General features: G+C 66.9%; 23 protein-coding genes and 1 tRNA gene. 11 read left to right on the top strand and 13 right to left on the bottom strand.

What is annotated here, in order from left to right; translation table 11 throughout:
• Positions 1–4: 4 nt before the first annotated feature.
• Positions 5–88 (bottom strand) — tRNA-Leu (locus DDZ14_RS00265).
• 141 nt (positions 89–229) lie between these two features.
• On the opposite strand from DDZ14_RS00265, the gene DDZ14_RS00270 reads away from it, so the two are divergent.
• Positions 230–808 carry a YqaA family protein gene (locus DDZ14_RS00270; protein WP_109422943.1) on the top strand — a complete coding sequence of 193 codons (579 nt, stop codon included), beginning with the start codon at positions 230–232 and terminating at the stop codon, positions 806–808.
• A complete protein-coding gene (locus DDZ14_RS00275) occupies positions 805–1284 on the top strand; it encodes a disulfide bond formation protein B (RefSeq protein ID WP_109422944.1) in 480 nt (159 codons plus the stop codon). The genes DDZ14_RS00270 and DDZ14_RS00275 overlap by 4 nt, the downstream gene beginning before the upstream one ends.
• On the opposite strand, the gene DDZ14_RS00280 is transcribed toward DDZ14_RS00275, so the two are convergent.
• Entirely contained in the window at positions 1257–1841 is a 585-nt protein-coding gene (locus tag DDZ14_RS00280) for an HNH endonuclease (protein WP_109422945.1), read from the bottom strand. The genes DDZ14_RS00275 and DDZ14_RS00280 overlap by 28 nt on opposite strands.
• 161 nt (positions 1842–2002) lie before the next feature.
• Between DDZ14_RS00280 and DDZ14_RS00285 the strand changes: the two genes are divergently transcribed.
• Positions 2003–2422: a VOC family protein gene (locus DDZ14_RS00285; RefSeq protein WP_109422946.1), complete on the top strand. Its 420-nt coding sequence runs from the start codon at positions 2003–2005 to the stop codon at positions 2420–2422.
• A gap of 76 nt (positions 2423–2498) precedes the next feature.
• Entirely contained in the window at positions 2499–2834 is a 336-nt protein-coding gene (locus DDZ14_RS00290) for a multidrug efflux SMR transporter (RefSeq protein WP_109422947.1), read from the top strand.
• Here the strand turns inward: DDZ14_RS00290 and DDZ14_RS00295 are convergent.
• Positions 2831–3034 (bottom strand): DUF6356 family protein, encoded by a 204-nt coding sequence (locus DDZ14_RS00295; RefSeq protein WP_109422948.1) that lies wholly within the window; start codon positions 3032–3034, stop codon positions 2831–2833. The two genes, DDZ14_RS00290 and DDZ14_RS00295, sit on opposite strands and share 4 nt — an antisense overlap.
• Positions 3035–3147: 113 nt before the next feature.
• Here DDZ14_RS00295 and DDZ14_RS00300 point away from each other — a divergent pair, with 113 nt between their 5' ends.
• Entirely contained in the window at positions 3148–3606 is a 459-nt protein-coding gene (locus tag DDZ14_RS00300; protein WP_109422949.1) for an Lrp/AsnC family transcriptional regulator, read from the top strand.
• On the opposite strand, the gene DDZ14_RS00305 is transcribed toward DDZ14_RS00300, so the two are convergent.
• From DDZ14_RS00305 to recA, 3 genes are all read right to left on the bottom strand, one after another.
• Positions 3603–3887, bottom strand: coding sequence for a DUF1330 domain-containing protein (locus tag DDZ14_RS00305; protein WP_109422950.1), 285 nt, complete (start codon positions 3885–3887; stop codon positions 3603–3605). The two genes, DDZ14_RS00300 and DDZ14_RS00305, sit on opposite strands and share 4 nt — an antisense overlap.
• A 17-nt stretch (positions 3888–3904) precedes the next feature.
• Entirely contained in the window at positions 3905–6574 is a 2670-nt protein-coding gene (alaS, locus tag DDZ14_RS00310; protein ID WP_109422951.1) for an alanine--tRNA ligase, read from the bottom strand.
• A 142-nt stretch (positions 6575–6716) separates the two neighbouring features.
• Positions 6717–7796 (bottom strand): recombinase RecA, encoded by a 1080-nt coding sequence (gene recA, locus DDZ14_RS00315; RefSeq protein WP_109422952.1) that lies wholly within the window; start codon positions 7794–7796, stop codon positions 6717–6719.
• 191 nt (positions 7797–7987) lie between these two features.
• Between recA and DDZ14_RS00320 the strand changes: the two genes are divergently transcribed.
• Positions 7988–8173 (top strand): hypothetical protein, encoded by a 186-nt coding sequence (locus DDZ14_RS00320; protein WP_109422953.1) that lies wholly within the window; start codon positions 7988–7990, stop codon positions 8171–8173.
• 27 nt (positions 8174–8200) lie between these two features.
• Here the strand turns inward: DDZ14_RS00320 and DDZ14_RS00325 are convergent, their stop codons facing one another.
• From DDZ14_RS00325 to DDZ14_RS00345, 5 genes are all read right to left on the bottom strand, one after another.
• On the bottom strand, positions 8201–10522 hold the full coding sequence (locus DDZ14_RS00325) for an ATP-binding protein (protein WP_233252416.1): 2322 nt from the start codon (positions 10520–10522) through the stop codon (positions 8201–8203).
• An 81-nt stretch (positions 10523–10603) separates the two neighbouring features.
• Entirely contained in the window at positions 10604–11791 is a 1188-nt protein-coding gene (locus tag DDZ14_RS00330) for an RsmB/NOP family class I SAM-dependent RNA methyltransferase (RefSeq protein WP_109422955.1), read from the bottom strand.
• Positions 11792–11849: 58 nt separating this feature from the next.
• Positions 11850–12683 (bottom strand): MBL fold metallo-hydrolase, encoded by an 834-nt coding sequence (locus DDZ14_RS00335; RefSeq protein WP_109422956.1) that lies wholly within the window; start codon positions 12681–12683, stop codon positions 11850–11852.
• A 15-nt stretch (positions 12684–12698) separates the two neighbouring features.
• Entirely contained in the window at positions 12699–14153 is a 1455-nt protein-coding gene (guaB, locus tag DDZ14_RS00340; RefSeq protein ID WP_109422957.1) for an IMP dehydrogenase, read from the bottom strand.
• A gap of 81 nt (positions 14154–14234) precedes the next feature.
• The gene (locus DDZ14_RS00345) at positions 14235–15194 is read right to left on the bottom strand and encodes a tellurium resistance protein (protein WP_233252417.1); all 960 of its coding nucleotides are present in this window, start codon (positions 15192–15194) and stop codon (positions 14235–14237) included.
• A 131-nt stretch (positions 15195–15325) separates the two neighbouring features.
• On the opposite strand from DDZ14_RS00345, the gene speB reads away from it, so the two are divergent.
• A complete protein-coding gene (speB, locus tag DDZ14_RS00350) occupies positions 15326–16285 on the top strand; it encodes an agmatinase (RefSeq protein WP_109422959.1) in 960 nt (319 codons plus the stop codon).
• A gap of 89 nt (positions 16286–16374) precedes the next feature.
• Positions 16375–17520: an AI-2E family transporter gene (locus tag DDZ14_RS00355; protein ID WP_109422960.1), complete on the top strand. Its 1146-nt coding sequence runs from the start codon at positions 16375–16377 to the stop codon at positions 17518–17520.
• A gap of 9 nt (positions 17521–17529) precedes the next feature.
• Here DDZ14_RS00355 and DDZ14_RS00360 read toward each other — a convergent pair whose 3' ends face one another.
• A complete protein-coding gene (locus DDZ14_RS00360) occupies positions 17530–18258 on the bottom strand; it encodes an RlmE family RNA methyltransferase (RefSeq protein WP_109422961.1) in 729 nt (242 codons plus the stop codon).
• Between the two features lies 1 nt (position 18259).
• Entirely contained in the window at positions 18260–19378 is a 1119-nt protein-coding gene (locus DDZ14_RS00365) for a Ppx/GppA phosphatase family protein (RefSeq protein ID WP_109422962.1), read from the bottom strand.
• 161 nt (positions 19379–19539) lie between these two features.
• Between DDZ14_RS00365 and DDZ14_RS00370 the strand changes: the two genes are divergently transcribed.
• Genes DDZ14_RS00370 through DDZ14_RS00380 form a run of 3 tightly spaced genes read left to right on the top strand, consistent with a single transcriptional unit; the run spans position 19540 to position 21781 of the window.
• Complete coding sequence (locus DDZ14_RS00370; RefSeq protein ID WP_109423178.1) at positions 19540–19836, top strand: virulence factor; 297 nt, start codon at positions 19540–19542, stop codon at positions 19834–19836.
• A 34-nt stretch (positions 19837–19870) separates the two neighbouring features.
• A complete protein-coding gene (locus tag DDZ14_RS00375; RefSeq protein WP_109422963.1) occupies positions 19871–20797 on the top strand; it encodes a 5,10-methylenetetrahydrofolate reductase in 927 nt (308 codons plus the stop codon).
• 12 nt (positions 20798–20809) lie between these two features.
• Complete coding sequence (locus DDZ14_RS00380; protein WP_109422964.1) at positions 20810–21781, top strand: methyltetrahydrofolate cobalamin methyltransferase; 972 nt, start codon at positions 20810–20812, stop codon at positions 21779–21781.
• Positions 21782–21866 lie beyond the last annotated feature (85 nt).

Consider the following 21866-nt stretch of genomic DNA (forward strand, 5'->3'; position numbering starts at 1 on the left):
TCGCTGGTGCCCGAGGTCGGACTCGAACCGACACGCCTTGCGGCGGGGGATTTTGAATCCCCTGCGTCTACCATTCCGCCACTCGGGCCAGCGCGACGGCCGGTCTAGCGCGGTGCCCTTGCCTCGTCAACGGCATCGCGCGCGCCAGGGTGCACGAGCGAGCGCGCAATGACGCTTGACCCCCCGCCCGCCGCGTGCTGCAAGGTGGCAAGCTGAATGAAGGGCCGCGATGCTCAGATCCCTCTACGACCGCACGATCCGGCTGGCCGAGACGCGCCATGCGCTCTGGGCACTGGCGGTAATCAGCTTCCTGGAAAGCTCGGTCTTCCCGATCCCGCCCGACGTGCTGATGATCCCGATGATCCTGGCCGCGCCGCGCCGCGCCTTTCTGATCGCCGGGGTCTGCCTGGCCGCGTCTGTCGCCGGCGGGCTGCTGGGTTACGTGATCGGCGCCTTCCTCTATGACAGCGTGGGCCAACCGGTGCTGGCCTTCTACGGCAAGGAGGCCTATTTCGCCGAGTTCCGAGACACTTACAACGCCTGGGGCGCCTGGGCGGTGCTGATCGCGGGGGTCACGCCCTTTCCCTACAAGGTCATCACCATCCTGTCGGGCGCGACGGGGCTTAACCTGACGATCTTCATGGTCGCCTCGGTGATCGCGCGGGGGATCCGCTTCTTCATCCTCGCGGCGCTGCTGTGGAAGTTCGGCGCGCCGATCCGCAGCTTCATCGAGCGCCGGCTGGGACTGCTGTTCACGCTCTTCACGGCGCTGCTGCTGGGCGGCTTCGCGGCGGTCCGGTACCTGTGACGCGCCGGCAACTCATATCGCTCGCCGCCGGCGGCTCGGCCGCGCTGCTGCTGGGGGCGCTGGCCTTCCAGTATCTGGGCGGGCTGGCGCCCTGCAAGCTCTGCCTCTGGCAACGCTGGCCGCACGGTCTGGCGGTGCTCGCGGGCGGGCTGGGCCTGCTGCTGCCCGGCGTGATCTGGCCCGTCCTGGGCGGTCTGGGCGCGCTGACCAGCGCGGGCATCGGCGCCTATCACACCGGGGTGGAGCGCGGCTGGTGGCCGGGACCGACTTCCTGCAGCGGCGGCGGCGAGGGGCTTGGCGGGTTGAGCGGCGCGGAGCTTCTGAGTTTCGAGAATGCCGCGCCCGTTGTCATGTGCGACGAGGTCGCCTGGGAATTGCTGGGCCTGTCGATGGCAAGCTGGAACGTGCTGGCCTCCCTGGCGCTGGCGCTGATCTGGCTCAGGGCGGTTCAGGCTTCCAGTTCGGCATCCCAGTAAAGGAAATCCATCCAGCTTTCATGCAGATAGTTGGGCGGGAACTTGCGCCCGAGATTGCGCAGCTTCTCGGCATCCGGGGCCAGCGGCCTCTTGCGCAGGCTCAGCCCCGACTGGCGCAGGAGCCGTGAGCCCTTGCGCAGGTTGCAGGGCGAACAGGCGGCCACGACATTCTCCCATGTGGTCTTGCCCCCCCGCGAGCGCGGCAGCACATGGTCGAAAGTCAGCTCGCCGCGCGAGCCGCAGTACTGGCAGGCGAACCCGTCGCGCAGGAAGAGGTTGAACCGGGTGAAGGCGACGCGCTTTTGCGGTTTCACGAAGTCCTTGAGCACCACAACCGAGGGGATGCGGATCTCCATCGAGGGGGAGCGCACCACCCGTTCGTATTCCGCCAGGATGATGACACGGTCGAGGAACGCCGCCTTGATCGCCTCCTGCCAGGGCCAGACCGAGAGCGGATAATAGGACAGCGGCCGGAAATCCGCGTTGAGCACGAGCGCCGGATGCGCCTTGAGGTTCACCGGTTCCCTGACGAAATTGGTCCTGAAATCGCCATCCATCCTGTCTATCCGATCCCTGCTGCACCTGCTGTCGGGACATCCGGGCGGGGCAACGCCGCCCCTGTAGTGAGAACTATATCTGGTCTTTCGAACCTGACAAGCCCTCCATATACTGTGAGCCATCGACGTGATGTGATGTAGCGCGCGGAGGTCACAGGCCAATGACAAAACCGCCCCCTGCCCCGGCTGCCCTCGAATCGGCGCTCTATGCCCCCGATCTCGATGCCGCCGAAGCCTTCTATGGCGGCGTTCTGGGGTTGAAACGGATTGCCCGTGTCGATGATCGGCACGTGTTTTTCCGGCTGGCAGGCAGCATCCTGCTGATCTTCAATCCCGCCCAGACGGTGAAACCGCCGGGCAATCCCGACCTGCCGGTGCCGCCGCACGGCGCGACGGGGCCGGGCCATGTCTGCCTTGCCGCAACCGCGCCGCAGCTCGAAGCGTGGCGGACACACCTGGAGGCAAGCGGCGTGGCGATCGAGGCGGATTTCCGCTGGCCGAACGGGGCGCGGTCGATCTATTTCCGAGACCCGGCCGGCAACTCGCTGGAACTCGCGGAGCCGCGTCTCTGGGACCTCTGAACGCGGCAGAATCCGTTTGACCCGGCGCGGGGATTAGGGCGCTATGGGCGCATCACCCGAAACCGCGGAGCGTCCCATGCCGAAGGCTTACCTGATCCTTGTCATCGCCGTGCTTTTCGAGGGGGTGGGCACGGCCTCGCTTCAGGCGTCGCAGCAATTCACCCGCTGGCTGCCAACGCTCGGCGTGGCGGTGGGATTCGGCGGTGCGATGATCTGCCTCGTCTGGGTGCTGCGCTACCTGCCGCTTGGCATCACCTATGCGATCTGGTCGGGGCTGGGCATCTGCCTGACGGCGGTGATCGGCTGGGTCTTCTTCCGCCAGGGCGTCGATCTGCCCGCGATTCTGGGCATGGGAATGATCGTCGCGGGCATCGTGGTCATCAACGTCTTCTCGGGTACCGCGACGCATTAACGGCGCGCCTGCGTTCGCGCGTGGAGATCGGCGACGATGCGGCTGGCCGTCTTCTCGAAGAGAAACGGCAGCACGGCATGAATCAGCGCGGCCAGCCCGGCCGCCAACAGGCTCAGCGCAAAGCGCAGGGCAAAACGGGCGTGCTGCAGGTAGCTTTCGTTCACGCTCTGCGGATGATCCAGAAAGATGCGGGAAATCATGGTGCTCCTCCTTCAAGTTCACCGGCAAGTTACCCGCGGGGCGGTGGGAACATGTCCCAAACTTCGCAGCCTTTGCGATTTATTTGGGATCATCTCGCGTGTATCATTCAGGAATGGAGATTTTGGACGATCTCGACCGCCGAATCCTCGCCGCCCTGCAACATGATTGCGCCATCGCGCTCGATGCGCTGGGTGAAAAGGTGGGCCTGTCGCGCAACGCCTGCTGGCGGCGCGTCAAGGCGCTGGAGGCACGGGGCATCATCCGCCGGCGGGTGGCGCTCCTGGCGCCCGAGAAGCTGGGGCTGGGGCTCAGCGTCTTCATCATGGTCCGCACCGACCGGCACGCGGCTGACTGGCTGGAGCAGTTCCGCAAGGCCACCCGAGACATGCCCGAGATACTGGGCGCCTACCGGATGTCGGGCGATCTGGACTACCTGATCCGCGCACGGGTGGCCGACGTCGCCGCCTATGACGCGCTCTACCAGCGGCTGATCGAGCGGATCAGCCTGGCCGATGTCTCCGCCAGCTTCGTGATGGAGGAGATCAAGGAGACGACCGAGCTGCCGCTTTAGTTTTCCTCGACGATCACCAGGTCGCGGTCGCTGGCGCCCTTGGCGAATCCCAGCGCCTCTTGGTAGCGGGGCGAGTTGTAGCAGGCCACCGCATCCTCGAAGCTGTTGAACCGGGCCACGACATTGCGCGGCCGGTCGCGGCCTTCCATCTGCTGGTAGCGCCCACTGCGGGCCAGAAACACGCCGCCGTGCTCGGCGATGGCCTCGGTCGCGATGGCCGCGTATTTGCCGTAGGCCTCCTCGTCCAGCACCTCGACATGCGCGATCCAGAAAGCACCCATATCCGTCTCCCCTGTTGTCAGTCCTGTGCTGCGATCAGCGTCTCGACCGCCGCGATCGCCGCCTGGGCGCCGCCCGCATCCGGCCCGCCGCCCTGTGCCATGTCGGGACGGCCGCCGCCGCCCTTGCCGCCGAGCGCGGGCGTCGCCGCACGCACCATATCCACCGCCGAGACGCGCGACGTCAGGTCGTCCGTCACGCCGGCGGCCACCGCGGCCTTGGCCCCGGTATCGGCGATCAGAAGGATCGCGCCGCTGCCCAGCCGCGCCTTGTGCTCGTCGATGAGCGCCGGCAGGTCGCGGCCTTCGACGCCGTTCAGAACCGTGGCCAGGAACGGCACCCCGGCCACGTCGCGCGCCGCCGGACCGGCACCGTCCCCGGCACCGCCGGCCATCGCAAGTTCGCGGCGCAGTTGCGCGACCTCGTTCTGAAGCGCGCGCCGCTCGCCCAGCAGGACCTTCACGCGATCGGGCACCTCTTCCGGCTGCGCCTTGAGCGCCAGTGCCGTCTCGGACATCCGGTGGTCCTGCGCAGCGAGATAGCGGAAGGCAGCCTCGCCGGTCAGCGCCTCGATCCGGCGTACGCCGGCGCTCGACGCCGCGTCGCCCAGAAGCGCGAAGACCCCGATATCGCCGGTGCGCCGGACATGCGTCCCCCCGCAAAGCTCGATCGAATAGGTCTCGCCATCGAGCCCCTTGCCGGAATTGGTCTGCGTGCCCATCGATACGACCCGCACCTCGTCGCCGTATTTCTCGCCAAAGAGCGCCTGCGCGCCAAGATCGCGCGCCGCATCGGGCGTCATGATCCGCGTCTCCACCGGGCTGTTCTGGCGGATGAAGGCGTTCACCTCCTCCTCGACCTGGCGGATCTCCTGCGGGGTCAGCGCCTTGGCGTGGCTGAAATCGAAGCGCAGCCTCTCCGCCGCGTTGAGCGAGCCGCGCTGCGCGACATGCTCGCCCAGATGGCGGCGCAGGGCCTCGTGAAGAAGATGCGTGGCGGAGTGATTGGCGCGGATCGCGCGGCGCCGCTCGTGATCGACCTCAAGCTCGGCCGGCGCGCCGCGCGCGATCCGGCCCTCGGTCACTTCGGCGAAATGGATGAAGACGCCGGCGCTCTTCCTGGTGTCGGTGATGCGCGCCGCGCCGCCCTCGCAACGAAGCCAGCCGGTATCGCCTACCTGCCCGCCGGCCTCGCCATAAAACGGCGTCTGGTTGAGCACGATCTGCACCACTTCGCCGGTCTTCGCCGCCTCTACGCGCGCGCCGTCGCGGATTAGCGCCAGGATTTGCCCCTCGGCATTCTCGGTGTCGTAGCCCAGGAATTCGGTCGGTCCGTGCTCCTCGGCCAGGTCGAACCAGATCGCGGCATCCGCGGTCTCGCCCGAGCCCGCCCAAGCCGCGCGGGCCTGCGCCTTCTGCTCGGCCATCGCCGCGTCGAACCCGCCGGTATCGACCTGCCGGCCCTTCTCGCGCAGCGCGTCCTGCGTCAGGTCGAGCGGGAAGCCATATGTATCGTAGAGCTTGAAGGCCGCTCCGCCGGGCAGCGGCGCCCCCTCGGGCAGTTTCTCCAGCTCCTCGTCGAGGAGCCTCAATCCCCGGTCGAGCGTCTGCTGGAAGCGCGTCTCCTCCAGCCGCAGCGTCTCCTCGATCAGGGCGCGGGCGCGGCCCAGCTCGGTGAAATGGCTGCCCATCTGCGCCACGAGCGCACCCACCAGCCGGTGCATCACCGGTTCCTGCGCGCCCAGAAGATGCGCATGCCGCATCGCGCGGCGCATGATCCGGCGCAGCACGTAGCCGCGCCCTTCGTTCGAGGGCATCACACCGTCGGCGATCAGGAAGGAGGTGGACCGCAGGTGATCCGCGATCACCCGGTGATGCACCTTCCCCGGCCCGTCCGGATCGGTCGAGGTGGCATGCGCGGCCGCCTCGATCAGCGTGCGCATCAGGTCGGTGTCGTAATTGTCGTGCTTGCCCTGCAGGAGCGCGCCGATCCGCTCCAGCCCCATGCCGGTGTCGATCGAGGGTTTCGGCAGATCCTCGCGGTGGCCGTCCTCGAACTGCTCGAACTGCATGAAGACGAGGTTCCAGATCTCGATGAACCGGTCGCCGTCCTCGTCCGGGCTGCCCGGCGGGCCGCCGGGGATATGTTCGCCGTGATCGTAGAAAATCTCGGTGCAGGGGCCGCAAGGGCCGGTCGCGCCCATCGACCAGAAATTGTCGGCCGTCGGGATTCGGATGATCCGGTCGTCGCTCAGCCCGGCATATTTCTTCCAGATCTCGGCGGCCTCGTCGTCGGTATGGTAGATCGTGACCAGCAGCCGGTCCCGGTCAATCCCGAATTCCTTCGTGATCAGGTCCCAGGCATAAGGGATCGCCTGGTCCTTGAAATAGTCGCCGAACGAGAAATTGCCGAGCATCTCGAAGAAGGTGTGGTGGCGGGCGGTATAGCCGACATTGTCCAGATCGTTGTGCTTGCCGCCGGCGCGCACGCATTTCTGGCTGGTCGCGGCGCGGCTGTAGTCGCGGTGTTCGATCCCGGTAAAGACGTTCTTGAACTGCACCATGCCGGCGTTGGTGAACATCAGCGTGGGGTCATTGCGCGGCACCAGCGGCGAGCTGTCGACAATCTCGTGGCCGTGCGTCGCGAAATAGTCCAGGAAGGTGGACCGGATGTCGTTCAGGCTCGCCATATCTCGGGATCCCCGGCTAGGAAATGCGTGTCGGTTCCGGGGTGTAGCCCGGCGCCGTCAGACTGTCCAGCAATCCCGAATTTTGCAACGAGAAAGGGCCGCGCCCACAGGCCCGGCCCCTCGACTTTCGCGCGCGCAGCGCTCAGCCTTCGAGCAGCGCCTCGTCGGCATCGCCCGCCCCGGCCCCGGCCTTGGCGTCGAGCCCGTGCGCTGCGCGGATCTTGTCCTCGATCTCCTCGGCGATCTCGGGATGCTCTTTCAGGAAGCCCTTGGCGTTCTCGCGGCCCTGTCCGATCCGCTCGTCCCCATAGGAGAACCAGGAACCGGATTTCTCCACGATCCCGGCCTTCACGCCCATGTCGATCAACTCACCCGTCTTGGAGATGCCCTCGCCATACATGATGTCGAATTCGACCTGCTTGAAGGGCGGCGCCACCTTGTTCTTGACCACCTTGACGCGCGTGGCGTTGCCCACCACCTCGTCGCGGTCCTTGATCGCGCCGATGCGGCGGATGTCCATGCGCACCGAGGCATAGAATTTCAGCGCGTTGCCGCCCGACGTCGTCTCCGGGCTGCCGAACATCACGCCGATCTTCATGCGGATCTGGTTGATGAAGATCACCGTGCATTTGGAGCGCGAGATCGAGCCCGTGAGCTTGCGCATCGCCTGGCTCATCAGCCGGGCCTGGACGCCCACGGAACTGTCGCCCATGTCGCCCTCAAGTTCCGATTTCGGGGTCAGCGCGGCGACCGAGTCGACCACCACCATGTTGACCGCGCCCGAGCGCACCAGCGTATCGGTGATCTCCAGCGCCTGCTCGCCCGTGTCGGGCTGCGAGATCAGCAACTCATCGAGATCGACGCCCAGCTTGCGCGCGTAATGCGGGTCCAGCGCGTGTTCGGCATCGACGAAGGCGCAGACGCCGCCGGACTTCTGCTCCTCGGCGATGGCGTGCAGCGTCAGCGTCGTCTTGCCGGAGCTCTCGGGGCCGTAGATCTCGATGATCCGGCCCTTCGGGATGCCGCCGATGCCAAGCGCGATGTCGAGCCCGATGGAGCCGGTCGAGGTCGCCTCGATCTCGGCGATCGGATTGTCGCCGCCGAGGCGCATGATCGAGCCCTTGCCGAATTGCCGTTCGATCTGGCTGAGCGCCGATTCCAGCGCCTTCTGCTTGTCCATTTCGCGCTTTCCGTTCAACTCGAGTACGTTCTGGGTCGCCATGTCTTCACCTCTTATTTCATATCGCCGAAGGGGCGGCAATCGCTGCTCTCGTTCACCTCTTGTTCTACGCCTTTATGAGGTCAAAACAAGAACATTTCAACAGAATTTTCCGGCTCCCACTGTTCCATTGGTATAGTTAAGGATTGGTATACAACCTGAGGTATGCGTTACGTCTGCGGCAGACCTGTCCCATGCTTCTGTTCTGGAAGGAAAAGCCGCTCTATCTCGCGGCGCCCAGGACCGGAAGTTTCTCCATCGAGCACCGTCTGGCCAGGCACGCGGCGCTGATTCTGCGGAAGCCGCCGGCGATGAAGCATATGCCGGCCTGTCATTTCGAACGCGACTTCCGGCTCCAGGTGTTTGATCCCACGGTTTGATGGCGGCGATCCGAAGCGGCGGGCGGGCTACGCCTGCGGCGGGCGCATCTGCCCCTGCACGGTGGCGGTCAGTTCGCTCAGCGAGAAGGGCTTGGGCAGGAAGACGGCGTTGGGGATCGTCGACTGGTGTTCGGCCACCGAATCCTCGGCATAGCCGGAGACGAAGACGACCCGCGCATCGGGCCGCGACTTCAGCGCCTCGCGCACCCAGGTCGGGCCGTCCATGCCGGGCATGACCACGTCGGTCACGAAGACATCCACCGACAGGTCCGGATCGGAGAGCCGGTCGAGTGCGTCCTCCGCGGACTCCGCCTCGATAACCGTGTAGCCCCGCATCCGCAGCGCACGCGCCGCGAAGGCGCGCACCGGGGCCTCGTCCTCCACCAGAAGCACCACGCCGTCATCGACTTGTGGGCCGGCGCCGGTGGTGCCGCCCGAGACCGGCGCGGGGGCCGCGGCGGGGCGGTCATGGGCGGGGAAATAGAGCGTGAAGACGGTGCCCGTGCCCGGCGCAGAATCCGCGAAGATGAAGCCGCCGGTCTGCTTGACGATGCCATAGGCGGTCGAGAGCCCCAGCCCCGTGCCCTCGCCGGTGCGCTTGGTGGTGTAGAAGGGCTCGAACACCTTGGTCAGCTTGTCGGGTGCGATCCCCGTGCCGTCATCGGTGACCCGCACCGCCACATACTCGCCCGCGGGCACGATGGCCCGATCCCGCCTGAGATCCTCCGCCAGGTGGCAGTTTTCGGTCTCGATCCGGATCTCGCCACCGCCGTCCTGCATCGCGTCGCGGGCATTCACGACCAGATTCATGATCACCTGTTCCAGCTGCCTCTTGTCGGCGCGGATCGGGCGCAGATCCGGGTCATGGCTCAGTGTCAGAGCGATCCGCTCGCCCACAAGCCGGTTCAGCAGATGCGCCAGATCGGCCATCGTGTCGCGCATGTCCAGGGTTTCGGGCTGCAGGTTCTGCTTGCGGGAGAAGGCAAGCAACTGCCCCACCAGGCTGGCCGCGCGGTTGGCGTTCTGGTTGATCTGGATGAGATCCGCGTATTCGGAATCGCTTTCGTCATGGCGCAGCAGCAGCAGGTCGCAATGACCGGAGATGGCCGTCAGCAGATTGTTGAAGTCATGCGCGACACCGCCGGCCAGTTGCCCGATGGCCTGCATCTTCTGGCTCTGGACGAATTGCGCCTCCAGGGTCTTGAGTTCGGTCGCGTCATTGAGCACCGCCACCAGCGAGACCTCACCATCCTCCACGATCCGGTGGAGCATGATTTGCAGGAAGACATCGCCCTCCGCGCGGGCGGCGCGCACCACCTCGGGCTTGCGCGGCGCGCGGCCCCGCACTGCATCCGCCAGCCATTCGCGCACCGGGCGGCCCAGCCCCTCGACCAGTTCCCCGAGATGAACCGGGCCATTCATCGAGTGGCACAGTAACCCTCGCACCATGCGGTTGGCCATTGCGACGGTCCCGTCCGGCGCCAGCTTCAGCAGCGCCACGGGCAATTCGTCGAAGAACCGTTCTGTCGCAGCGCCGGAGAGTTCCTCGCCCTCGCAGGGGGCCAGATAGATCTCGCGCCGACCGCCCGCGCCGGTCTGCACGGTCACGCGGACATCGACCGGACCGCGAGCGCCGGCGATGCGATGCACCCGGTCCGGGCGCAGCGGCAGGTCGGTGAATATCCGTTCCAGATGCTTCACGCGCCCGCCCAGCAACTCGCGCAACGGTTCGTTCATCGAAAGGATCGTGCCGCTTTGCGATGCGGTGAGCATCGGAAGACCGACAAAGCCCGGCGCGTTGCTCCGCGGGGCGCTCATATCCTCCAGCCTCCAGAGCGTGCCATCCGCCCCCAGATCATGCGCCGATAGTCGCATATGGCCACCGCGCCCGACAATATCCTCGCGCGCGTGGCCGTAGGTCGCGGCGGTCTCGCGCATGCGGCGCAGCGTGAAGCCGGTGTTGGAGACCTGACCGGCCAGCGCGCGTGCCAGCATGTCGCCCGGAGCGGGCTTGAACCGCCGCGCGGCGGCAGCATTGCGGTAACGGATAATCCCGTCGCGATCGGTGCAGAAGGCCGGCACGCTGTCACCGTGGAGGATGCCGGTTACAAGGCCGAGCGTCCCCGGCCCCGCCGGTCCTCTGCCGCGCCGCCCCAGGATGGCCACGAGTCCGGCCAGCGCCGTGAGCATACCGGCCGCGCTGAGTAGCGCGAGCTGCGCGAGGGTGCCGGGCAGCAGGCTACCCAGGCCCAGACAGGCTGCAGACAGGATGAGAAACCAGCCGACGCGCGAGGACAGGATCCGTGCCGTTGCGGTCACCGGGCCGGGAAGGTTCGCGGAATACGCCACCAGGGCCTCCGTTGCGATTCGATGCCCCGGCATTAGCTCCGCGATTGGTTAAGGCCCCATTAAGCACCACTTGCGGTTGTTCTATGAACCATGTCCTACACGCGTCAAGACGCAACAATAGAACCCGTCGCCTTCCTGAGTCGGCAAGAATCTCTGCGCGAGAAGCTGCTCCCAAGCTGAATATTGGGACGTAAACGTCTGTATCTGTTTCGAATTTTCTGCATCAAGAAGGGAGCATGTGACATAGGCGAGCCGCCCGCCGGGCGCCACCAGTGCCGCGGCTTCCGCAAGAATGCCGCGTTGCGCGTCCAGGAGCCGTTCCAGCCCCTCCGGGTTCAGGCGCCACTTGGCTTCGGGGCTGCGCCGCCAGGCGCCGCTGCCGCTGCAAGGCACGTCGCAGAGCACCACGTCATAGGGCCCGTGCCGGTTCGCCGTGCCGGGTTCGATCGGCCGGATCGACGCAGCCGCCCGCGCGGCGCGGGCAGGCAGATCAACCATGCGCGCGGGGTCCGCGTCATGGGCGTCGATGGCCGCGCCGGGCGCCCGCGCGGCCAGGGCCAGCGCCTTGCCCCCACCGCCCGCGCAATAGTCGAGGATGCGGCCTTCGGACGGCACGGGCAGCAGGTCCACCACCGCCTGCGAGGCCAGGTCCTGCAATTCCACGAGCCCGTCGCGATAGGCGGACGAGTTCCGGATTTTTCGTTCGTTTTCCGTAACCTCCAGCGCCATCTTCACATTCGGATGCGGGCGCGCCACGATCCCGTCGGCAGTCAACGAGGCCAGCGCGCCGTCGCGATCCGCCCGCAGCGCATTGACCCGCAGCCAGACCGGCGCGCGGTGCCGCAACGCCGCCATGACCGGTTCGAAATCCGCGCCCAGCGATGCCTCCAGCGCGGGCATGAGCCAGTCCGGACAATCCAGCGCAACCGCCTGCGGCATCGCTACATCCGCCCCGAGATGGGCGTGTTCGGCTTCGGTCAGTGGCGCAGGGGAATGGGTGGCGCCGGTGAAAAACGCCTCCGGGTCCTGCCCGGCCTCGCGCAACTGGCCCAGCATCCGGCCGCGCCCGGTTTCCGCGCCGCCAAGCGCGGCATGTGAGCGCCAGCAGCGCAGCGCGGTGAAGACGTGATCGCGGATCGCCGCGCGGTCGCCGGAACCGGCGAAGCGGCTGGCGCGGGCCCAGTTGGTCAGCGCCTTTTCTGCCGGCGCGCCCGAGCCGATCCGGTCCAGTATCTCGATCGCGGCGGCGATGCGGGCGGACGGCGTCATGCGAAAATCACTGGAAATTCGCCTCGCAACTTATTTGGATAGCGCGTGAAAACCGGTTTCATTTATCCTCGATGAACCGATAACCGCCGCCTGCTCGCTCCAGCCGTCCCAGGGCCGGGCGAAGGATATGTCCGCCTGAGAAGAGCAGCCCGTCAGTCGCGATCATGTCGAGGCAGCGCTTGCGGGCGGCCCGCGCGGCCTCGGCATCGACATCGAAGGAGACGCCCACATCGGGATCGGCGAGTTGCAGGTCCTGCGCATGGACCACGTCGCCCGCATGGATGAAGGCCTGCCCCCCTGCGTCGAGCCGGAAGCCGCTATGGCCCGGTGTGTGGCCGGGCATCGGGATCGCGGTAAGGTCCGGCGCGATCTCGGCCTCGCCCTCCAGGCTGCGGATGCGCCCGTCATAAGCCGCGAGCAACGCCGCGGCGAGTTGCTGCCAGCCCGCCATCGTCTCGTCGCCCTGAAAGCGCGCCGCATCCGACCAGAAGGCAATCTCGGCCTCGGGGATCACCACCTCGGCATTGGGAAAGACCGCCGCGCCTTCAGCCGTCAGCGCACCGGCAATATGGTCGGGATGCAGATGCGTGAAGAAGATCAGGTCCACGTCGCCGGGCGCGACGCCGGTCTCGTCAAGCGCGTCGGGCAGATTGCCCGCGGTCGGCCCGAAAAGATCGCGCGGGCCGCTGTCAACCAGGATCGTGCTGCCCGGACGGCGGATCAGGAAGGCGTTGAAATTCGTGCGGATCGCCGCTTGCCCGGCGGCTTCCAGTAACTCCGCGATATGGCCCGGATCGGTGGCGGGAAAGACGCCGTTGTCGAACTCCAGCGCGCCGTCGGTCAGCACCGTCAGGCGGATGTCGCCGAATTCATGGGTCAGGGTCCGGGCCATACGCTCCTCCTGTTGTCATACCCCGCGGTAATTGGGGCTTTCACGGGTGATCTGCACATCGTGGACATGGCTTTCCTTCAGCCCCGCCCCGGTGATGCGGACAAATTCGCAGCCCCCGCGCATCTCGTCAATCGTGGCCGAGCCGGTATAGCCCATCGCCGCGCGCAGGCCGCCGACGAGTTGGTGGATCACCGTGCCGGCGGAGCCCTTGTAGGGCACCTGCCCCTCGATGCCCTCGGGCACCAGCTTGTCGGAGGCTGCGTCCTTCTGGAAGTAGCGGTCGGCCGAGCCGCGCGCCATCGCGCCCAGGCTGCCCATGCCGCGATAGGCCTTGAAGCTGCGGCCCTGGTAGAGGATCACCTCGCCCGGACTTTCGTCTGTACCCGCGATCATGCTGCCCACCATCGCGCAATGGGCGCCCGCGGCGATCGCCTTGGCGAAGTCGCCCGACAGCTTGATGCCGCCATCGGCGATGATCGGCGTGCCGCTCGGGTCGGCCGCGGCGGCGCATTCCATGATCGCGGAAAGCTGCGGCATGCCCACGCCCGCCACGACCCGCGTGGTGCAGATCGAGCCCGGTCCGATCCCGACCTTGACGGCGTCCGCGCCGGCGTCGATCAGCGCGCGCGTGGCATTGGCGGTGGCGACATTGCCCGCCACCACCTGTACCTCGTTGGAATGTTTCTTGATCCGCTCCACGGCCTCGGCCACGGCGGCGGAATGGCCATGCGCCGTGTCCACCACCACCAGGTCCACGCCCGCGTCAATCAGCGCCTCGGACCGCTCGAAGCCCGCATCGCCCACGGTGGTGGCCGCAGCCACACGAAGGCGCCCCAGATCGTCCTTGCAGGCGGCCGGGTTCAGCACCGCCTTCTCGATATCCTTGATGGTCAGGAGGCCGGTGAGCCGACCCTTCTCGTCCACGACCAGCAGTTTCTCGATCCGCCGCGCATGCATCAGCGACTTGGCTTCGGCCAGGTCGGCGGGCTCGCGCAGCATCGCCAGATTGTCCCAGGTCATCATCGCGCGGACCGGCGTGCGGTCGTCCTCGGCGAAACGCATGTCGCGGTTGGTCACGATCCCCAATACGCGGCCGTCACCATCCACCACCGGAAAGCCGGTTATCTTGTAGCGCTCCTGCAGCGCCTTGGCGTCGGCCAGCGTCTGGTCGGGGGTCAGGGTCACGGGATGGTAGACCACGCCGCTCTCGAAACGCTTGACGCGGCGGACCTCGCGGGCCTGCTCCTCCACCGTCAGGTTGCGGTGAATCACCCCGATCCCGCCGACCTGCGCCAGCGTGATCGCCATCTGCGCCTCGGTCACGGTGTCCATCGCCGACGAGAGCAGCGGAATGTTCATCGAAATGGTCTTGGTGACCTTGGTGCGGGTATCGGCCGTTGTCGGCATCACCGAAGATGCAGCGGGAACCAGCAGAACGTCGTCGAAGGTCAGTGCCTCGCGAATCTCCATGAGCGGTCTCCTGAAAGGGAGTTTCGTTTGGCGCTTCCCTATCTCACGGGCGGGACAGAAAGGAAAGCCGCAAATCGAGACTCAGGCTTCGGCGGCGTTGGTCTGCACCGCCAGCCGTCCCTTCGCCCAGAGTTGCATGACCTTCCAGGCGATGGGAAGGATGGCCAGCGTGGCGCCGACCAGCGCGAGGCCCGCCAGGATGCGCCACGGCCCGCCGGCGAGGCCGGCCATCAGTTCCATGTGCCCGGCGAAGGCCGCGAGCGGGAAGGTGAAGGCGCCCCAGAAGGGCGAGAACCCGGCCTGCGTCAGCCAGCGCGCCCCGGCCAGGAACAGCACCGCCAGCCCCAGCCCGGCCCAGGCGAGCGCCGCCCCCAGCGCGCCCTGCCCGACCATCAGCGCGACCGCGCCCAGCAGACAGACCGGCGACAGGTGGATCGCCAGCAACGGGCGCAGCGGCGCGGGCACGCCGGCGTGCAGAAACTGCCGCAGGCTTTCGGCCCCGATCAGCGCGGCCAGCGGCAGCGTGACCCACAGGATCGCCTCCGCAAGCGCCGGGTAGCCCAGCGGTGCGGCAGCCAGCGCGCCCACGATGAAGCCCACGAAATTCAGGTGCCAGACCGGCGTGACCCGGCGCTGTTCCGGCGGGCCGGTCACGAAAACCCGGACGATCACCAGGGCCAGAACGGTGTGCGCGGCGAAGCCCGCGGCCAGCACGGCACGCGCCGCGCCCAGGCTGTAGGGCTCCAGCACCAGCGCAAAGAGAAAGACCGACAGCGTCATCGCCGCCAGCCCGGCACGCCCCGGCAGGATTCGCAACTCGTCGGCGAAGACGCCGGGACGGCGCATCAGCTTGGTCACGTAAGCCGCCATCGTGAAAAGGAAAAGCAGGGTCGCGGCCCCGAGGAGCATCTCGCCGGGTGCGGCCCCGATGCCGAAGACCTCACTCGCTCTCCGCCAGGCCAGACCCAGGCCCAGCAAGCCGAGGACGGGAGGAAAGATCGCGGGCGGCGTGCGCCGCCAGAGCCCGGTTCCTGCCTGCATCTCGTCCTCCGCCATCTGCCTTTGGCGGAGCCTTGCGCAAACCGCGCCCTCTGGCGAGGGGGCGCGGCGTCGCAGTCCGGCTTGCCAGCTCCGCGCAGCGCGCGCATTCTGCGCCCCGAGGAGGAGCCGCCATGACCCGACACGGCTACGAGACCGGCCGACTGAACCTGCCCTTCGTGGGCATCGCGACCTTCGGCAAGCGCCCCCTTGCCACGGATTGGGACCGGATCGAGGCCGATGCGGCGATCCTGGGCGCTCCCTTCGATTTCGGCACCCAGTTCCGGCCCGGCGCGCGGTTCGGACCGCGGGCGGTGCGCGAGGCATCGACGCTCTTCTCCTTCGGCCATGCCGGGGCCTATGACCATGAGGACGACGCGACCTATCTGGGCCCGGACGTGCGCATCGTGGACATGGGCGACGCCGATATCGTGCATACGGACACCGTGCAGAGCCACGCCAATATCCGCCTGGGCGTGACCAAGGCGCTGGAGGCTGGCGCGCTGCCGGTGGTGATCGGCGGCGACCATTCGGTCAACATCCCCTGCATCGATGCCTTCGCCGGCCGCGGCGACATCCATGTCCTGCAGATCGACGCGCATCTGGATTTCGTCGACGAACGCCACGGCGTGCGCTTCGGCCACGGCAACCCGATGCGGCGCGCGGCCGAGAAGGACCATGTCACCGGGCTCACCCAGCTTGGCATCCGCAATGTCTCGTCCACCGCGCGCGACGGCTACGAGGCCGCGCGCGCCATGGGCGCCGACATCCTGTCGGTGCGGCAGGTCCGGGCCTTGGGCGTCGAGGCGGTGCTGGCGCGCATTCCGCCCGGCGCGCGGCTCTATGTCACGATCGACATCGACGGCTTCTGCCCTTCCATCGCGCCGGGCACGGGCACGCCCAGCCATGGCGGGTTTCTCTATTACGAGGTGCTGGAACTGCTTCAGGGCGTCGCGCGGCGTCACGAGATCGTCGGCATGGATCTGGTGGAGGTGGCTCCGGATTACGATCCGACCGGCTCCACCGCGATCCTGGCGGCGCAGATCCTGCTCAATTTCCTCGGATTTATCTTCCATGCCCGCGCCGTGGGCTGATCACGCCGCCTTGATACCCGGTGCCCCGCAGGCCTAGACTGGACCCGAGGTGAAGCCGGAACGAAAGACCAGGGATGCCATCTGAACCAATGCGGAGCGATCAGCCGGACCGCCCGGCCTGGCTGCAAAATCACAGGCTTCAGGCCTGGTTCCTGGGCATCATCGCCTTCGGGATCGTCCTCTTCCTGCTGGTCGAGGCGCGTTTCCTGCTGATCTCGCTGGCCATCGCGATCATCCTGTTCAGCCTGACCAGCGACGCGATCAACTATATCGGGCGGCTGCGCATCGCCGGGATCGGCATTCCAAACTGGCTGGCCAGCATGCTGGCGGTGGCGCTGATCGCCTCGGGGCTGCTGACGCTGTCGGGCGTGCTGCTCTCGCAGGTCAACACGATCCTCATCACCACGCTGAGCTATACCGAACAGGCGCAGTTCGCGATCGCCGACCTCTTCCGCTGGATGGGCGAGGACGTGTCGCAGGCGGTTCTGGGCGCGGTGCGGGACATAAATGTGGGCTCCTATCTGCGCTCGGCCGCCGGACAGGCGGGCAACGTGATGTCCGCGACGGTGCTGGTGATCCTCTTCGTGGGTTTCCTCTTTGCCGAACGGGTCTGGTTTCCCGCCAAGCTCACCAGCCTCTTTCCCGATCCCGGCCGCGCCGACCAGGTCCGCCGGACCATCGGCACGATCATGCGCCGCGTGAACCGCTACCTGCTGGTCAAGACGGCGGTCAGCATCGCCACCGGGCTGATGGTCTATGGTGTGATGCGGGCTTTCGGCCTGGACCTGGCGCTGCCGATGGCGATCGCCACCTTCGTGCTCAACTACATCCCGAATATCGGTTCCATCATCGCGACGGGACTGGTCACGCTGGTGACCTATGTGCAGTTCGCCGATCCGACGCCGACCCTGATCGTCTTCGTCGTCACCGGGGTGATCCAGTTCGTGAACGGCTCCATCATCGACCCGACGCTGATGGGCCGCGCGCTGCGGCTCTCGTCCTTCGGGATCATCATCTCGCTGGCTTTCTGGAGCGTGGTCTGGGGCATTCCGGGAATGTTCCTGTCGGTGCCGATCATGGTGGCGATCATGATCGTCTGCTCGCAGCATCCGGCCCTGCACCCGCTGGCGATCCTGCTCTCGCGGGAGGGGATCCCCAGTACGCTCAGCGAGGACGAGACACTGGACGACATGCAGCCTTCCCGCGACGACGAGCGCAAGATGCGGCAGGGTTGAGAGCCGCGCTCAGTCTCCGTCGCGGGACCCGCCCCGGAAACCAGAGGCGACGACGAATTTCTCGGAACTGTCGGACCGGCTGGCGGGCGGCTTCACATTGGCGACCTTCGCGAAATTCTGCTTGAGCAACGTCTGGAGCTCAGCCTCGGCACCGCCGGCCAGGACCTTGGCCACGAAGGTACCGCCCTGTTCGAGAACGTCGAACGCGAAATGCGCCGCCGCCTCGCAGAGTGCGACAATGCGCAGATGGTCGGTCTGCTTGTGGCCCGAACTGGCCGCCGCCATGTCGGACATGACCACGTCCGCCTTGCCGCCCAGCCAGCCCTTCACCGTCTCGTCGGCGTCGTCGGCCAGGAAGTCCAGAACGTGCAATTCCGCCCCCGGAATGGGCTCCACCTCACGCAGATCGACGCCGATCACGCGGCCGGCGGGCTTGCCGGGCTTCTCTCCCAGCGCGTTGACACGCGCGACCGCAACCTGGCACCAGCCGCCGGGGGCGCAGCCCAGATCGACCACGCGCGCGCCGGGCACGAGGAACCGGTATTTGTCGTCAAGCTCCAGGATCTTGAAGGCGGCGCGGCCGCGATAGCCCTCCTTCTGGGCGCGCTGCACGTAAGGATCGTTGAGCTGCCGCTCCAGCCAGCGGGTCGAGCTGAGCTTGCGCCCCCGCGCGGTTTTCACGCGCACCCGCAGGTCGCGCTGACCACGCCCCGAGCTTCGCTTCCTGTCATCGGCCATGTCAGTACGTCCCGCCGTCCAGAACCCCGTCGGAGCTCATCTGCGCGAAAAGCAGCGCCTCCCGCAAGCCCCGGTCGGCCACCGACAGCCGGTCGGTGGGCCAGGCCCTGAGTAGCGCCTGCAGGATCGCAGCCCCCGACATGATCAACGAATGCCGGTCGCGCCCGATCCTGGGGTCGCTGCGGCGACCCTCCGGCCCAAGCGCCAGGTACTCGTTGACCACCGCGTCGATCTGGGCGCTGGTCATCCGGAGCCCGTCGACCTTGTTGCGGTCGTAGCGCCTGAGCCCCAGATGCGACGCCGCAACCGTGGTGACGGTCCCCGAGGTGCCGATGATCTGGAAGCCGTCCCGCGCCTGATCGGCGGCGTCGTGATAGGGGCTGAAGGCCGCGAGCTTTTCCTCGAAATAGCAGGACATCAGGGCGAATCGGGCGCCGTCGTCTTCCACATCCGCAAACTGATCCTTCAGCGTGGCGACCCCGAGCGGCACCGAAATCCAGTCCACCATCCGGGCGGCAGGAAAGGGTCCGTCGGCATGGACGAAGCCGGTGTGCAGCCGCATCAGCGCGCGCGGCCGGTCGGGCGGGGCAACCGCCGTCAGGTCGAGCCAGACCAGCTCCGTCGAGCCGCCGCCGATGTCGATCACGAGAAGCTGCTCGGTCCGGGTGGAGACGAGCGGCGCGCAACTCACGACCGCCAGCCGGGCCTCCTCCTCGCATTCGATGATGTCGAGCTTCAGGCCCGTCTCGCGCCCCACCATGCGGATGAACTGCTGCGCGTTCTGCGCCCGGCGGCAGGCTTCGGTCGCCACCAGCCGCATGCGCTTCACCTGATGCTTCTGGAGCTTGCGCTGGCAGATTTTCAGCGCCGCGACCGTTTTGGACATTGCCGCGCGCGACAGCCGCCCGCTGGCCTCCAGCCCGTTGCCCAGACCGACGGATTTCGAAAAGCTGTCAACCACATGGAACTCATTGCCCTTCGGCTGGGCGATGAGCATGCGGCAACTGTTCGTGCCGAGGTCCAGAGCCGCGTAAAGGTCCGCCGGATCTGGCCGATTTGGCGCGGGGCGCTCAACCGATATCGGGAACGCGCCCGCGTTAACGGGGCGCTTGGGCGCCATGATTTGGTGCCTCCAAAGAAGTTGCGGGAAAGGTAACGCGCGCCCGCCCCCGGTGCAAGCCGCCGCGAGGTCGCTTCCTGCCTGTGCCAGGTCGAAATTCAGCGCAGGGTATGCGATGCAAGGGACTAGAAGTCTTCAATCAGGCCAAGGAGGTGCAATCCATGCCCGAGGTAACCATCGTCTATTGGCGGGACATCCCCGCCCAGGTCATCGTGGGCAAGGGGCGGCGCGGCGCGAAGGCCCAGCTTGCGGAACGTTTCGAACAGGCCATCGACCGCTGCGCGATGAAGGTTGGCGCGGACGACACCGATGCTTATCTTGCAGAGTGGCGAAAGGCGGAGCCTTACGAGGTCGATGGCGAGCCTCAGGAGGTCGCAAAAGCCGAAGCGGCCCGACTCGAAGCCGACTACGACACCGCGAAGATCAAGACACTGATCGCGAATGACGGATGGGCCTGAGCCCTTGACCCTCCAGAACATGAGGAGACGCGCCATGGCGCTGCTGAACTTCCGCCGCAAGGAAACGGCCCCTGTCCCGGTGAAGCCCGAGGTCGAGGCATTCCTCAAGGACTACTCCATCGAGGTAATGCCGCGCACCGCCGAGAAGGTGGAGGATTTCCGCGAGCTTCTGCCCGAGGGAACGCGCGTCTACATCGCCCATATCGAAGGCACGCCGATCGAGGACATGGTGGCCACCGCGACGCGCCTGAACGCCGACGGCTTCCGCGTGATGCCGCATTTCCCTGCACGGATCATCAAGGACAAGGCCATGCTGGCCGACTGGATCGCCCGCTATCAGGGCGAGGCCGACGTGCGCCAGGCGCTGCTGCTGGCCGGCGGCGTGGAAAAGCCGCATGGCGATTTCCACAGCTCCATGCAGCTCATGGAATCGGGGCTCTTCGACAAGGCCGGCTTCACCCGCCTGCATGTCGCCGGCCACCCCGAGGGCAACACCGATATCGACCCCGATGGCGGCACCCGCAATGTCGACGAGGCACTGCGTTGGAAGCAGAAGTTTTCCGAGCGCACCGACGCCAAGATGGCGCTTGCCACGCAATTCGCCTTCGAAGCGGCGCCGGTCATCAAATGGGCCGACAGCCTGGCGGAGGCCGGCATCGACCTGCCGATCCATATCGGCGTCGCGGGACCGGCGAAATTGCAGACGCTGATCAAGTTCTCCATCGCCTGCGGCGTGGGTGCATCGTTGCGTGTTCTGCAGCGTCGCGCTAAAGATGTATCCAAGCTGCTGCTGCCGTTCGAGCCCGACGAGTTCATCGGCGCGCTGGCGGCACACCGGGCCGCGCACCCGGATTTCAACATCACCAATGTGCACTTCTTCCCGCTCGGCGGGATCAAGACCAACGCAACATGGGCCATCGAACACGGCGGCGATTCCGCCATTCCGGCCGCACAACAGTAAGGACCGCCTGACATGACGCGCACCGTCGTCGAGAGCAAGACCAAGACCGTCACCATCGGCTTTGACGAGCCGTTCTGCGTGATCGGGGAACGCATCAACCCCACCGGCCGCAAGAAGCTCGCCGCCGAACTGGAGGCCGGCGATTTCTCCACCGTCGAAAAGGACGCGCTCGAACAGGTCGCCTGCGGGGCGATGGTGCTCGATGTCAACGCGGGCGTGGTCTACAACTCCAACCCCAACCCCAACGAGACCGAACCGCCGCTGATGACCAGGATGATCGAGCTGGTGCAGGGGCTGGTGGACGTGCCGCTCTGCATCGACAGCTCGGTGCCCGCGGCGCTGGAAGCGGGCTTGGCCGCCGCGCAGGGCCGGCCGCTCCTGAACTCGGTCACGGGCGAGGAGGACCGGCTGGAACTGGTGCTGCCGCTGGTCAAGAAGTACAACATCCCCGTGGTGGCGATCTCCAACGACGACACCGGCATTTCCGAGGATCCGGACGTGCGTTTCGCGGTGGCCAAGAAGATCGTCGAGCGCGCCGCCGATTTCGGCATCCCCGCGCATGACATCGTCGTGGACCCGCTGGTGATGCCGGTGGGTGCCATGGCGACGGCAGGCCAGCAAGTCTTCCGCCTGGTGCGCAAGCTGCGCGACGAGCTGGGCGTCAACACCACCTGCGGCGCCTCCAACATCTCCTTCGGGTTGCCCAACCGGCATGGCATCAACGCCGCCTTCCTGCCGATGGCGATCGGCGCGGGCATGACCAGCGCCATCATGAACCCGGTCCGCCCGGTGGAGATGGAGGCGATTCGCGCCGCCAATTTCCTGATGGCTCACGACCCCAACGGGGGCGAGTGGATCAAGTTCTCCCGCGTGCTGGACGCGGTCAAGGAAGGCAAGGAATTCGCCGAGGCCAGCCAGGAATCGGCGGCCGCATCGGCGGGCCAGCGTGGCGGGCGGCGCGGCGGCCGCCGGCGCAGTGCCTGAGCGGCATCGCCCCGGCGGCGCGCGGACAGCGCGCGCCTGAGATTGCGGTCAAGGCCGGGCGCGCGCCCGGCCTTGCGCATTTTCC

It is taken from the genome of Maritimibacter sp. 55A14 (genome assembly GCF_003122205.1).
Lineage (GTDB): Bacteria > Pseudomonadota > Alphaproteobacteria > Rhodobacterales > Rhodobacteraceae > QEYE01.

Excerpts from the sequence above, each read along its gene's own strand:
- DDZ14_RS00295 (WP_109422948.1), bottom strand. The coding sequence starts at position 3,034 with ATGATTTCCCGCATCTTTCTGGATCATCCGCAGAGCGTGAACGAAAGC.
- recA (WP_109422952.1), bottom strand. The coding sequence starts at position 7,796 with ATGGCGACCCAGAACGTACTCGAGTTGAACGGAAAGCGCGAAATGGAC.
- DDZ14_RS00370 (WP_109423178.1), top strand. The coding sequence starts at position 19,540 with ATGCCCGAGGTAACCATCGTCTATTGGCGGGACATCCCCGCCCAGGTC.
- alaS (WP_109422951.1), bottom strand. The coding sequence starts at position 6,574 with ATGGCGAGCCTGAACGACATCCGGTCCACCTTCCTGGACTATTTCGCG.
- DDZ14_RS00305 (WP_109422950.1), bottom strand. The coding sequence starts at position 3,887 with ATGGGTGCTTTCTGGATCGCGCATGTCGAGGTGCTGGACGAGGAGGCC.
- DDZ14_RS00335 (WP_109422956.1), bottom strand. The coding sequence starts at position 12,683 with ATGGCCCGGACCCTGACCCATGAATTCGGCGACATCCGCCTGACGGTG.
- DDZ14_RS00320 (WP_109422953.1), top strand. The coding sequence starts at position 7,988 with ATGCTTCTGTTCTGGAAGGAAAAGCCGCTCTATCTCGCGGCGCCCAGG.
- DDZ14_RS00345 (WP_233252417.1), bottom strand. The coding sequence starts at position 15,194 with ATGCAGGCAGGAACCGGGCTCTGGCGGCGCACGCCGCCCGCGATCTTT.
- DDZ14_RS00375 (WP_109422963.1), top strand. The coding sequence starts at position 19,871 with ATGGCGCTGCTGAACTTCCGCCGCAAGGAAACGGCCCCTGTCCCGGTG.
- DDZ14_RS00290 (WP_109422947.1), top strand. The coding sequence starts at position 2,499 with ATGCCGAAGGCTTACCTGATCCTTGTCATCGCCGTGCTTTTCGAGGGG.
- DDZ14_RS00330 (WP_109422955.1), bottom strand. The coding sequence starts at position 11,791 with ATGACGCCGTCCGCCCGCATCGCCGCCGCGATCGAGATACTGGACCGG.
- speB (WP_109422959.1), top strand. The coding sequence starts at position 15,326 with ATGACCCGACACGGCTACGAGACCGGCCGACTGAACCTGCCCTTCGTG.
- DDZ14_RS00300 (WP_109422949.1), top strand. The coding sequence starts at position 3,148 with ATGGAGATTTTGGACGATCTCGACCGCCGAATCCTCGCCGCCCTGCAA.
- DDZ14_RS00355 (WP_109422960.1), top strand. The coding sequence starts at position 16,375 with ATGCGGAGCGATCAGCCGGACCGCCCGGCCTGGCTGCAAAATCACAGG.
- DDZ14_RS00365 (WP_109422962.1), bottom strand. The coding sequence starts at position 19,378 with ATGGCGCCCAAGCGCCCCGTTAACGCGGGCGCGTTCCCGATATCGGTT.
- DDZ14_RS00380 (WP_109422964.1), top strand. The coding sequence starts at position 20,810 with ATGACGCGCACCGTCGTCGAGAGCAAGACCAAGACCGTCACCATCGGC.
- DDZ14_RS00360 (WP_109422961.1), bottom strand. The coding sequence starts at position 18,258 with ATGGCCGATGACAGGAAGCGAAGCTCGGGGCGTGGTCAGCGCGACCTG.
- DDZ14_RS00280 (WP_109422945.1), bottom strand. The coding sequence starts at position 1,841 with ATGGATGGCGATTTCAGGACCAATTTCGTCAGGGAACCGGTGAACCTC.
- DDZ14_RS00285 (WP_109422946.1), top strand. The coding sequence starts at position 2,003 with ATGACAAAACCGCCCCCTGCCCCGGCTGCCCTCGAATCGGCGCTCTAT.
- guaB (WP_109422957.1), bottom strand. The coding sequence starts at position 14,153 with ATGGAGATTCGCGAGGCACTGACCTTCGACGACGTTCTGCTGGTTCCC.
- DDZ14_RS00270 (WP_109422943.1), top strand. The coding sequence starts at position 230 with ATGCTCAGATCCCTCTACGACCGCACGATCCGGCTGGCCGAGACGCGC.